The organism is Streptomyces sp. STR69 (assembly GCF_024519455.1).
In the GTDB taxonomy this organism is placed as follows: domain Bacteria; phylum Actinomycetota; class Actinomycetes; order Streptomycetales; family Streptomycetaceae; genus Streptomyces.
Genome location: NZ_JALJRY010000001.1, coordinates 119,186 through 131,387 on the forward strand (window position 1 = coordinate 119,186; position 12,202 = coordinate 131,387).

Here is a 12,202-nt window from a genome sequence, read left to right on the forward strand (position 1 = left end):
CGCCCATGGGCCGGGACCTGAACCAATGGTGTAGACCAGTACCGGGAGCTTGGACCAGACCACAGAGCCTGTCAAGGGTTCCCGAAACCGCCCTGACCAGCCGTTATGGGACCTACATATGCAGGAACCTTTAAGTAAGAAGGCAGCGAAAACAACCGTGCCGGAGTACTCTCCTCCACTAGACCACTTGGCCTTGTGGACTAGACCAAAAGCGACCGCGACGGTATACAGAAGGGATCACGAAGTGACCCTTGTCCGGAGCCGGAAAGGCGGAGCATGAGCACCGACGTCAGCAGTGCGGAGAACGAGGGTGGGGCTACCGTCCGCACCGCGCGTGTGCCCAAGTACTACCGGCTGAAGAAACACCTGCTGGACATGACGGAGACGTTGCCGCCCGGCACTCCGGTCCCGCCCGAACGCACCCTGGCCGCCGAGTTCGACACCTCGCGCACGACGGTCCGCCAGGCCTTGCAGGAGCTGGTCGTAGAGGGCCGTCTCGAACGCATCCAGGGCAAGGGCACGTTCGTCGCCAAGCCGAAGGTCTCGCAGGCGCTCCAACTCACCTCGTACACCGAGGACATGCGCGCCCAGGGCCTCGAACCCACCTCGCAGCTCCTGGACATCGGCTACATCACGGCCGACGACACCCTCGCCGACCTGCTCGACATCACCACCGGCGGCCGGGTCCTGCGCATCGAGCGCCTCCGCATGGCCAACGCCGAGCCGATGGCCATCGAGACCACCCACCTCAGCGCGAAGCGCTTCCCCGCCCTGCGCAGGTCCCTCGTCAAGTACACCTCCCTCTACACCGCGCTCGCCGAGGTATACGACGTCCATCTCGCCGAGGCCGAGGAGACCATCGAGACCTCGCTCGCCACCCCGCGCGAGGCCGGCCTCCTCAGCACCGACGTGGGCCTGCCCATGCTGATGCTGTCCCGCCACTCCCTCGACAAGGAGGGCAAGCCGGTGGAGTGGGTGCGGTCGGTGTACCGAGGGGACCGGTACAAGTTCGTGGCGCGACTCAAGCGCCCACAGGACTAGGGGACTTACGGAGTTACCCGGGTTGCTCTACGTTCCTCCCGTCGCCGCATGGACGGGAGGACAACCCGGTGCGTACCGCGAACGTCCGAACCATCGTCGTCTGGACCCTCGTCGCGCTCGTCGCCGCGGCGGGCTGGTCCGTGCTCGCGCTGGCGCGGGGCGAGAACGTGTCGGCCGCCTGGATGGTCGCCGCCGCGCTCGGCTCGTACGCCATCGCCTACCGCTTCTACGCGAAGTTCATCGCGTACAAGGTCCTGAAGGTCGACGCCACCCGGGCCACCCCGGCCGAACGCCTCGACAACGGCATCGACTACCACCCCACCGACCGCCGCGTCCTGCTGGGCCACCACTTCGCCGCTATCGCCGGCGCCGGCCCCCTCGTCGGACCCGTACTGGCCGCGCAGATGGGCTACTTGCCCGGCACGATCTGGATCATCGTCGGCGTGATCTTCGCGGGCGCGGTCCAGGACATGGTGGTGCTGTTCTTCTCAACCCGCCGCGACGGCAGGTCCCTTGGCCAGATGGCCCGCGAGGAGATCGGCCCCTTCGGCGGCGCGGCGGCCCTGCTCGCCACCTTCGCCATCATGATCATCCTGCTCGGGGTGCTGGCCCTGGTCGTCGTGAACGCGCTGGCCTCCTCCCCCTGGGGCACCTTCTCCATCGGCATGACCATCCCGATCGCCCTGCTGATGGGCTTCTATCTACGGGTACTTCGACCCGGCCGCGTCTCCGAGGTCTCCCTCATCGGCGTGGCCCTGCTGCTGCTCGCGCTGGTCGCGGGCCGCTGGGTGGCCGAGTCGTCCTGGGCCGGCACCTTCACCCTCGCGCCCTCGACCCTGGTGATCTGGCTGGTGGCGTACGGCTTCATCGCCTCGATCCTGCCCGTGTGGACCCTGCTCGCCCCGCGCGACTACCTCTCCACCTTCATGAAGATCGGCACCATCGCCCTGCTGGCGATCGGCGTCGTGGTCGCCCTGCCCGACCTGAGGATGCCCGCCGTCACCGACTTCGCCAAGCACGGCAACGGCCCGGTCTTCGCCGGTTCCCTCTTCCCCTTCGTCTTCATCACGATCGCCTGCGGCGCCCTGTCCGGCTTCCACTCGCTCATATCGAGCGGTACGACACCGAAGATGATCCAGAAGGAGACCCAGATCCGGATGATCGGCTACGGCTCCATGCTGATGGAGTCGTCGGTCGCGATCATGGCACTGGTCGCCGCGAGCATCATCGACCCCGGGCTGTACTTCGCGATGAACGCCCCCTCGGGCGCGATCGGCACGACCGTGCAGAACGCCTCGCAGGTGGTGACCGGTTGGGGCTATCACATCTCACCCGCCGACCTCGCGCAGGCCGCGAAGAACGTCGACGAGGCCAGCCTGCTGTCCCGCACCGGCGGTGCGCCCACCCTCGCGGTCGGTGTCTCGGAGATCTTCGCCAAGGTCACCGGCGGAAGTCTGCGCGCCTTCTGGTACCACTTCGCGATCATGTTCGAGGCGCTGTTCATCCTGACCGCGCTGGACGCGGGCACGCGGGTGGGCCGGTTCATGCTCCAGGACATGCTGGGGAACGTCTACCGCCCCTTCAAGAACGTGAGTTGGAAGCCGGGCCTGGCCCTGACGAGTGCCCTGGTCTGCGCGCTGTGGGGCTACTTCCTCTGGGTCGGCGTCCACGAACCCCTCGGCGGGATCAACCAGCTCTTCCCGATCTTCGGCATCTCCAACCAGCTGCTCGCCGCCGTCGCCCTGGCCGTCTGCACCACCCTCCTGGTGAAGTCCGGCCGCCTCAAGTGGGCCTGGATCACCGGGATTCCGCTGGCCTGGGACGCGACGGTCACCCTGACCGCGAGCTGGCAGAAGGTGTTCTCCAGCGACCCGAAGGTCGGCTTCTTCAAGCAGCGATCCGTCTTCCAGGACGCGATCGACGCGGGCAAGGTACTGCCACCCGCCAAGTCGATGGACGACATGCACACCGTAGTCACCAACTCCACGGTGGACGGGGTGCTTTCGGCCATTCTCGCGGTGCTGGTCGTGGTCGTGATCGCGGACGCCCTTCGGATCTGCGTTCGGCACGTCCGCCGCCCGGCGCTCTCCACACTGAGCGAGACGCCGTATGTCGAGTCGAAGATCGTGGCACCGGCCGGGCTGATCCCGACCCGGGAGGAGAAGGAAGAGGAGGCGGCGGCGCGTGATGTTGTGGTCGGCGTTCAGGCGGGCGACTAGCGGAGTGCGCTGGTACGTCCGCGAGTTGACCGACGAATCAGCCTACGACCGCTATGTCGCACACGTGCGCCGGGACCATCCGGACGCGGAGGTCCCGAGCCGGCGGGACTTCGAACGGATGCGGACGGACCGACAGGAGGCCGACCCGCGACAGGGTTTCCGCTGCTGCTGACCCTTGCCCGACCCCTGCTTTTGACACCGATGTCAGGCTTTCACTAAATCGACATGACGATATGCGGACGGGGTCTTTCGCTGCGGTGATTCCGTGACCTACATTGCCTGCGCGTTACACAGGCGATCAGTGAGGGGACGGCCGCGAAATGTCAGATGTGCCTGAAGTTCCGCCCGAAGTGGCCGCACCGGTGGTGACCCCGGTCCGCGTCGCCATCGCGGTCTGCCTGCTGGCGCCCTTCGTGGCGCTGCTCTGGGTCGGCTCCTACGCCAAGACGGATCCCGCGTTCATCGGCATCCCGTTCTTCTACTGGTACCAGATGCTCTGGGTGCTGATCTCGACGGCGCTGACGATGACCGCCTACAAGCTCTGGCAGCGCGACCAGCTCGCCCGCCACGGAGGTAACCGGTGAACGACGGCGTGAACGGCGTCGCTCTCGGCGTCTTCATCTTCTTCTTCCTGGCCGTCACGGTCCTGGGCTTCCTGGCCGCACGCTGGCGCCGGGCCGACAACGAGCACAGCCTCGACGAATGGGGCCTGGGCGGACGGTCGTTCGGCACCTGGGTCACCTGGTTCCTGCTCGGCGGCGACCTCTACACGGCATATACGTTCGTGGCGGTCCCGGCGGCGGTCTACGCGGCGGGCGCGGCCGGTTTCTTCGCGGTGCCGTACACGATCCTGGTGTACCCCCTGATCTTCACGTTCCTGCCCCGCCTCTGGTCGGTGTCGCACAAGCACGGATACGTGACGACGTCCGACTTCGTGCGCGGACGCTACGGCTCCAAGAGCCTCTCGCTGGCGGTGGCGATCACCGGCATCCTCGCGACCATGCCGTACATCGCACTCCAACTGGTCGGCATCCAGGCAGTCTTGGACGTCATGGGCGTGGGCGGCAGCGCCGACTCCAACTGGTTCGTGAAGGACCTGCCACTGCTGATCGCGTTCGCCGTACTGGCCGCGTACACCTACTCGTCAGGCCTCCGCGCGCCGGCGCTGATCGCGTTCGTGAAGGACGGGCTGATCTACATCGTGATCACGGTGGCGATCATCTACATCCCGATCAAGCTCGGCGGCTTCCACGACATCTTCAGCGCGGCGGGCGCCAAGTTCAAGGCGGCCGGGGCCGGCGGACTCGTACCCGCCCCGGCCGGCCAATGGACGTACGCCACACTGGCGTTGGGCTCGGCACTGGCCCTCTTCATGTACCCCCACTCGATCACCGCGACCCTCTCCTCCAAGAGCCGCAACGTGATCCGCCGCAACACCACGATCCTGCCCCTGTATTCACTGATGCTGGGCCTGCTCGCGCTGCTCGGCTTCATGGCGATCGCGGCGGGCGTCAAGGTCACCAACGGCCAACTGGCCATCCCGCAGCTCTTCGAGAACATGTTCCCGGACTGGTTCGCGGGCGTGGCCTTCGCGGCGATCGGCATCGGAGCGCTCGTCCCCGCGGCCATCATGTCCATCGCGGCGGCGAACCTCTTCACCCGCAACATCTACAAGGACTTCATCAGGCCGGACGCGACCCCGGCCCAGGAGACCAAGGTCTCCAAGATCGTCTCGCTCCTGGTGAAGGTCGGCGCCCTGGCCTTCGTCCTGACGATGGACAAAACAGTCGCCATCAACTTCCAACTCCTGGGCGGCATCTGGATCCTCCAGACCTTCCCGTCCCTGGTGGGCGGCCTCTTCACCCGCTGGTTCCACCGCTGGGCCCTCCTGACCGGCTGGGCGGTGGGCATGCTCTACGGCACCCTCGCGGCCTACGGGGTGGCCTCGCCGACCCAGGACCACTTCGGCGGCTCGTCCAAGGAGATTCCCGGCATCGGTGAGATCGGCTACATCGGCCTGACGGCGTTCGTCCTGAATGTCGTCGTGACGGTGGTGCTGACGTTCGCATTGAAGGCGCTGAAGGCACCAGAGGGCGTAGACGAGACAAGCCCGGCCGACTACACGGCGGACGCGGGCGACCCGGGGGTAAAGGAAGAGCTCCCTGTGATCGCCAGTCACTGATCCCACCTAAGGGGCGCGGGGCTGTATCAATTTGCGGCTCCGCCGCGTGGGCGCGACCAGCCACGACGAACCCGCAGCGGGCCACCGAGAGCACCCCCCTCGGTGGCCCGTTCTTCGTACACACTCACCCGCATGGACATCCTCATCCGGCGAGCGATCCCCACCGAATACGACGACCTCGGCGAGATCACAGCCCAGGCCTACCTCCAGGACGGCCTCCTCGACTTCGGCGAAAGCGACGAATACCTGGGCGAGTTGAGAGCCGTAGCGAAACGAGCAGCCGCAGCCGACGTACTCGTAGCCGTGGACGGAGTCCACCTCCTCGGCGGAGTGACCTTCGTCCCGTCCGGCGGCCCCATGGCCGACATCGCACAACCCGGCGAAGCCGAGATCCGGATGCTCGCGGTCGCCCGCGACGCCCGCGGCAAGGGTGCCGGCGAGGCCCTGGTCCGCGCCTGCGTCGACCGCGCCCGGGCCACGGCGGGCTGCACAGCCGTAGTCCTGTCGACCCAGCGCACCATGCGTGCCGCCCACCGCATCTACGAACGCCTCGGTTTCACCCGCACCCCGGAGCGCGACTGGAATCCCCTGCCGGAGCTCGACGACATCACTCTCCTCACCTATGAGTTGACGCTCTGAAACAGCCGCGACACAACATCTGGGGGTGCCACGACAGCCCGGCACAAGATGTATGCTCATGCTCGCTGTCGCCGCAGGGGAATCCGGTGCGAATCCGGAACTGTCCCGCAACGGTGTACTTGCGTGCATATGCACGCCTGGTCAGTCCGAGGACCTGCCGACGGCGCGCCCGGCCACCCGGTCAGGGCGCATGACGTCCGGGCCTCGTGGAGTGGGCCGGTGGACGCGACGCCCCGTGCGCTCGTGAGCTGCCGTCTGCCCTCCGCAAGGCCCCGTGCCGAGCGAGGGAGAGCCCCACCGTGACCATCGCGCCAGCAGAGCCGGCATCAGCGACCCAGGCGAACGAGGCGATCGCGACCGGAACCGACATGCCGGGAACCGCCGTTCCCGGAGCCGACGGTCCCGGCGCCGCGATCCTGCGGACCCTGACCGAGCTGACCGCCGACCTTCCCGACGCCGACCCCGGCCGGGTCGCCGCCGCCACGCTGCGCGGCCGGTCCGCGCACGCGGACGAGACGGAACTGCGCGAACTGGCCACGGAGGCCGCCGCCGGCCTCATCTCCGAGGACCCCGTCTACTCCCGCCTCGCCGCCCGGCTGCTGACGATCAGCATCGCCGCCGAGGCCGCCTCCCAGGGCGTCACGACGTTCACCGAGTCCGTCGCCGTGGGCCACCGCGAGGGCCTCGTCGCGGACCGCACCGCCGAGTTCGTGACGCTGCACGCGAGCCGCCTCGACGCGCTGATCGACACGGAAGGCGACGACCGCTTCGGCTACTTCGGCCTGCGTACCCTCCACAGCCGCTACCTCCTCCGGCACCCGATCACCCGCAAGGTCATCGAGACGCCCCAGCACTTCATGCTGCGCGTGGCCGCCGGTCTCGCAGAGGACGACTCGACCCGCGCCCTGGACGAAGTAGCCGCGCTCTACCGCCTGATGAGCCGCCTGGACTACCTCCCCTCCTCCCCCACGCTCTTCAACTCCGGTACCCGCCACCCCCAGATGTCGTCCTGCTACCTCCTCGACTCCCCGCTGGACGAGCTGGACTCCATCTACGACCGCTACCACCAGGTCGCCCGCCTCTCCAAGCACGCCGGTGGCATCGGTCTTTCGTACTCCCGTATCCGCAGCCGCGGTTCGCTGATCCGCGGCACGAACGGGCACTCCAACGGCATCGTCCCGTTCCTGAAGACGCTGGACGCCTCGGTCGCCGCGGTGAACCAGGGCGGCCGGCGCAAGGGTGCCGCCGCGGTCTACCTGGAGACCTGGCACTCCGACATCGAGGAGTTCCTGGAGCTGCGGGACAACACCGGTGAGGACGCCCGCCGTACGCACAACCTGAACCTGGCGCACTGGATCCCGGACGAGTTCATGCGCCGGGTGAACGAGGACGGCACCTGGTCGCTCTTCTCCCCCGCCGACGTGCCCGAGCTGGTCGACCTCTGGGGCGACGAGTTCGACGCGGCCTACCGCAAGGCGGAGGCGGCGGGACTCGCCAAGAAGACCATCCCGGCCCGTGACCTCTACGGCCGCATGATGCGCACCCTCGCGCAGACCGGCAACGGCTGGATGACCTTCAAGGACGCGGCCAACCGCACCGCCAACCAGACCGCCGAGCCGGGCCACACGGTCCACTCCTCCAACCTCTGCACGGAGATCCTGGAGGTCACGGACGACGGCGAGACGGCGGTCTGCAACCTGGGTTCGGTGAACCTCGGCGCGTTCGTCACCAATGGTGAGCTGGACTGGGAGCGGCTGGACGAGACCGTCCGCACCGCCGTCACCTTCCTCGACCGGGTCGTGGACATCAACTTCTACCCGACCGAGCAGGCGGGCCGCTCCAACGCCCGCTGGCGCCCGGTGGGCCTCGGCGCGATGGGCCTCCAGGACGTCTTCTTCAAACTCCGCGTCCCCTTCGACTCCCCCCAGGCGCAGGCGCTTTCGACCCGGATCGCGGAGCGCATCATGCTCGCCGCGTACGAGGCCTCCGCCGACCTCGCCGAGCGCAACGGCCCGCTCCCGGCCTGGGAGAAGACCCGTACGGCCCGGGGCGTTCTGCACCCCGACCACTACGGCGTGGAACTCACCTGGCCGGAGCGCTGGGCCGCGCTGCGGGAACGTATCGCCCAAGTCGGTATGCGCAACAGCCTGTTGCTGGCCATCGCGCCCACCGCCACCATCGCGTCCATCGCGGGCGTGTACGAGTGCATCGAGCCGCAGGTCTCCAACCTCTTCAAGCGCGAGACGCTGTCCGGTGAGTTCCTCCAGGTCAACTCGTACCTGGTGAACGAGCTGAAGCAGCTCGGCGTGTGGGACGCCCGCACCCGTGAGGCGCTGCGCGACGCCAACGGCTCGGTGCAGGCGTTCACTTGGATCCCGGCCGAGGTCCGTGCCCTGTACCGCACGGCCTGGGAGATCCCGCAGCGCGGCCTGATCGACATGGCCGCCGCCCGCACCCCGTTCCTGGACCAGTCCCAGTCCCTGAACCTGTTCCTGGAGACGCCGACGATCGGCAAGCTCTCCTCGATGTACGCGTACGCCTGGAAGCAGGGCCTGAAGACGACCTACTACCTGCGCTCCCGCCCGGCGACCCGCATCGCCCGCGCCGCCCAGGCCCAACCCACCGTCCCCGTACAGCAGTTGACGCCCGACGAAGACGCGGTCGCCTGCTCCCTGGAAAACCCCGAGTCCTGCGAGGCCTGCCAGTAATGACCACCGAAGCCAAGAACCTTCTCGACCCGGGCTTCGAGCTGACCCTCCGCCCCATGCGCTACCCGGACTTCTACGAGCGCTACCGGGACGCGATCAAGAACACCTGGACCGTCGAGGAGGTCGACCTCCACTCGGACGTCGCCGACCTCGCGAAGCTCACCCCGGGCGAGCAGCACATGATCGGCCGGCTGGTCGCGTTCTTCGCGACGGGTGACTCGATCGTGGCGAACAACCTCGTGCTGACGCTGTACAAGCACATCAACTCCCCCGAGGCACGGCTCTACTTGAGCCGCCAGCTCTTCGAGGAGGCCGTGCACGTCCAGTTCTACCTGACGCTCCTCGACACCTATCTCCCGGACCCGGAGGACAGGGCCGCCGCCTTCGACGCGGTGGAGAACATCCCCTCGATCCGCGAGAAGGCCGAGTTCTGCTTCAAGTGGATCAACGAGGTCGAGAAGCTGGACAGCCTCCAGACCCAGGCGGACCGCCGCCGCTTCCTCCTCAACCTGATCTGCTTCGCCGCGTGCATCGAGGGGCTGTTCTTCTACGGCGCGTTCGCGTACGTCTACTGGTTCCGCAGCCGGGGTCTCCTGCACGGTCTGGCCACCGGCACCAACTGGGTGTTCCGCGACGAGACCATGCACATGAGCTTCGCGTTCGAGGTCGTCGACACCGTCCGCAAGGAGGAGCCGGAGCTCTTCGACGACCAACTCCAGCAGCAGGTGACGGACATGCTGAAGGAGGCCGTCGAGGCGGAGCTGCAGTTCGGGCGCGACCTGTGCGGTGAGGGTCTGCCGGGCATGAACACCGACTCGATGCGCCAGTACCTGGAGTGCGTCGCCGACCAGCGCCTCCAGCGGCTGGGGTTCGCCCCGGTGTACGGCTCCGAAAACCCCTTCTCCTTCATGGAGTTGCAGGGCGTGCAGGAGCTGACCAACTTCTTCGAGCGCCGCCCGTCGGCGTACCAGGTGGCGGTGGAGGGCACGGTCGACCTCGACGAGGACTTCTAGCCCCCGCCCCGGACACCCTTTATCTGCCTCTTACTTCGCGGACGGCCCATGGAGCTTCCATGGGCCGTCCATGGAGTTTCTATGGAGCGGCAAAGTTCATGTGGTGCGTCTGTTCGCGGTCGCGCCACCCCGGTTACGTTCTGCCCGTCCTGTCCATGTCATGCACATCGGCATCACAGAACGCTCCAAGTGTCATGCCCATGACGACGTTCAACGCCGCCGCTACGCGCGTCACAGGCCTGCCACCACGCCGAGGAACCCCACTCCAATCGACTCGACGGAGGCAGTACCCCCATGCGTGAGAAGCCCAGACGAAGCCTGCGAAGACTACTGACCGCCGCCATACCCGCCCTCACCCTGAGCGTCTTCGGCCTGGTGGCCGCGACACCCGCCGGTGCGCAGACGGTCCCCCACGCCACCGCCCAGTCCGCCCAGGTCTCCAAGGTCACCCAGAACGCCAAGGCCCTGACCGCCCCCGCCGCCCAGGCCGTCCACTCCACCGGCAAGGCCGGGCAGAAGGTGCCGACCGAGCACCTGTGCGCGACCGCGGCCCCCGGTTCCGCGGCCTGCTTCGCCCAGCGGCGCACCGACATCAAGCAGCAGCTGGCCTCCACCGTGCACGCGGACGCCGCCGCCGCGGTGTCCGGGCTGAGCCCGGCCAACCTGCACAGCGCGTACGCGCTTCCCTCGACCGGCGGTTCCGGCCTGACGGTCGCGGTGGTCGACGCGTACAACGACCCCAACGCGGCCTCGGACCTGGCCACTTACCGCTCCAACTTCGGCCTGTCGGCCTGCACGGTGGCCAGCGGCTGCTTCAAGCAGGTCAGCCAGACCGGCTCGACCACGTCCCTGCCGACCAACGACACCGGCTGGGCGGGCGAGGAAGCGCTCGACATCGACATGGTCAGCGCGGTCTGCCCGAACTGCAACATCATTCTGGTCGAGGCCAGTTCGGCGACCGACTCGGACCTCGGCACCGCCGAGAACGAGGCCGTCGCCCTGGGCGCGAAGTTCGTCTCCAACAGCTGGGGCGGCTCCGAGTCCTCCTCGCAGACCAGCGAGGACACCTCGTACTTCAAGCACCCGGGTGTCGCGATCACCGTCTCCTCCGGTGACGAGGCCTACGGTGCCGAGTACCCGGCAACGTCCCAGTACGTGACGGCAGTTGGCGGCACCGCGCTGTCCACGTCGTCCAACACCCGCGGCTGGACCGAGTCCGTGTGGAAGACCAGCAGCACCGAGGGCGGCGGCTCCGGCTGCTCCGCCTACGACGCGAAGCCGAGCTGGCAGACCGACACGGGCTGCACCAAGCGCATGGAGGCCGACGTCTCCGCCGTCGCCGACCCCGCCACCGGCGTGGCCGTCTACGACACCTACGGCGGCTCCGGCTGGGCGGTCTACGGCGGCACCAGCGCCTCGTCCCCGATCATCGCGGGCGTCTACGCGCTGGCCGGCACCCCCGGCTCCAGTGACTACCCGGCGAAGTACCCCTACTCCCACACCAGCAACCTGTACGACGTCACCAGCGGCAACAACGGCACCTGCTCGACCTCGTACTTCTGCACCGCGGGCACCGGCTACGACGGCCCGACCGGCTGGGGCACCCCCGACGGCACCGCCGCCTTCACCGCCGGCACCACGACCGGCAACACGGTGACCGTCACCAACCCGGGCAGCCAGTCCACCGCGACCGGCTCCACGGCCAGCCTGCAGATCTCGGCCACGGACAGCGCGAGCGCGACCCTCACCTACAGCGCGAGCGGGCTGCCGACCGGCCTGTCGATCAGCAGCTCGACCGGACTGATCTCCGGCACCGCGTCCACCGCCGGCACCTACGCCGTGACGGTGACCGCGACCGACTCCACCGGCGCCTCCGGCTCGGCCTCCTTCACCTGGACGGTCAGCACCTCCGGCGGCGGCTCCTGCACCTCGACGCAGCTGTTGGGCAACGCGGGCTTCGAGTCGGGCAACACGACCTGGACCGCGAGCAGCGGGGTCATCACGAACGACACCGGTGAGGCGGCCCGCACCGGTTCGTACAAGGCCTGGCTCGACGGCTACGGCTCGACCCACACCGACACGCTGTCCCAGTCGGTGACGGTCCCGAGCGGCTGCACGGGCACGACCTTCACCTTCTACCTGCACGTCGACACCGCGGAGACCAGCACCAGCACGGCGTACGACAAGCTGACGGTCACCGCCGGATCGACCACCCTGGCCACCTACTCCAACCTCAACGCGGCCACCGGGTACGTCGCGAAGTCCTTCAGCCTGTCGGCCTTCGCCGGTACCACCGTCACCCTGAAGTTCAGCGGAGTCGAGGACTCCTCGCTCCAGACCAGCTTCGTCGTCGACGACACCGCCGTCACGACCAGCTGACCTCCTCATGAGCTGAGCCCC

Annotated in this window: 9 protein-coding genes and 1 riboswitch; all 9 genes read left to right on the plus strand. The window is 67.9% G+C overall.

The window, feature by feature from the left end; genetic code table 11:
• Positions 1-276 precede the first annotated feature (276 nt).
• The 9 genes from OC490_RS00550 (at position 277) to OC490_RS00590 (ending at position 12,181) form a co-directional block, all read left to right on the plus strand.
• Positions 277-1,041 (plus strand): GntR family transcriptional regulator, encoded by a 765-nt coding sequence (locus tag OC490_RS00550; protein ID WP_019072168.1) that lies wholly within the window; start codon positions 277-279, stop codon positions 1,039-1,041.
• A 68-nt stretch (positions 1,042-1,109) separates the two neighbouring features.
• Complete coding sequence (locus OC490_RS00555; RefSeq protein WP_262055755.1) at positions 1,110-3,260, plus strand: carbon starvation CstA family protein; 2,151 nt, start codon at positions 1,110-1,112, stop codon at positions 3,258-3,260.
• Complete coding sequence (locus OC490_RS00560) at positions 3,229-3,432, plus strand: YbdD/YjiX family protein (RefSeq protein WP_262056277.1); 204 nt, start codon at positions 3,229-3,231, stop codon at positions 3,430-3,432. Before OC490_RS00555 ends, OC490_RS00560 begins: the two co-directional genes overlap by 32 nt.
• 148 nt (positions 3,433-3,580) lie before the next feature.
• Complete coding sequence (locus tag OC490_RS00565) at positions 3,581-3,844, plus strand: DUF3311 domain-containing protein (RefSeq protein WP_262055756.1); 264 nt, start codon at positions 3,581-3,583, stop codon at positions 3,842-3,844.
• Complete coding sequence (gene mctP / locus OC490_RS00570) at positions 3,841-5,442, plus strand: monocarboxylate uptake permease MctP (protein WP_262055757.1); 1,602 nt, start codon at positions 3,841-3,843, stop codon at positions 5,440-5,442. The genes OC490_RS00565 and mctP overlap by 4 nt, the downstream gene beginning before the upstream one ends.
• Positions 5,443-5,574: 132 nt before the next feature.
• On the plus strand, positions 5,575-6,081 hold the full coding sequence (locus OC490_RS00575) for a GNAT family N-acetyltransferase (protein ID WP_262055758.1): 507 nt from the start codon (positions 5,575-5,577) through the stop codon (positions 6,079-6,081).
• A gap of 77 nt (positions 6,082-6,158) precedes the next feature.
• Positions 6,159-6,236: riboswitch (cobalamin riboswitch) on the plus strand.
• Between the two features lie 144 nt (positions 6,237-6,380).
• Positions 6,381-8,789 (plus strand): ribonucleoside-diphosphate reductase subunit alpha, encoded by a 2,409-nt coding sequence (locus OC490_RS00580; protein WP_410098450.1) that lies wholly within the window; start codon positions 6,381-6,383, stop codon positions 8,787-8,789.
• Positions 8,789-9,802, plus strand: a complete 1,014-nt coding sequence (locus OC490_RS00585; RefSeq protein WP_262055759.1) for a ribonucleotide-diphosphate reductase subunit beta — start codon at positions 8,789-8,791, stop codon at positions 9,800-9,802. The genes OC490_RS00580 and OC490_RS00585 overlap by 1 nt, the downstream gene beginning before the upstream one ends.
• A 294-nt stretch (positions 9,803-10,096) precedes the next feature.
• Positions 10,097-12,181, plus strand: coding sequence for a putative Ig domain-containing protein (locus tag OC490_RS00590; RefSeq protein ID WP_262055760.1), 2,085 nt, complete (start codon positions 10,097-10,099; stop codon positions 12,179-12,181).
• The last annotated feature ends 21 nt before the right edge of the window (positions 12,182-12,202 follow it).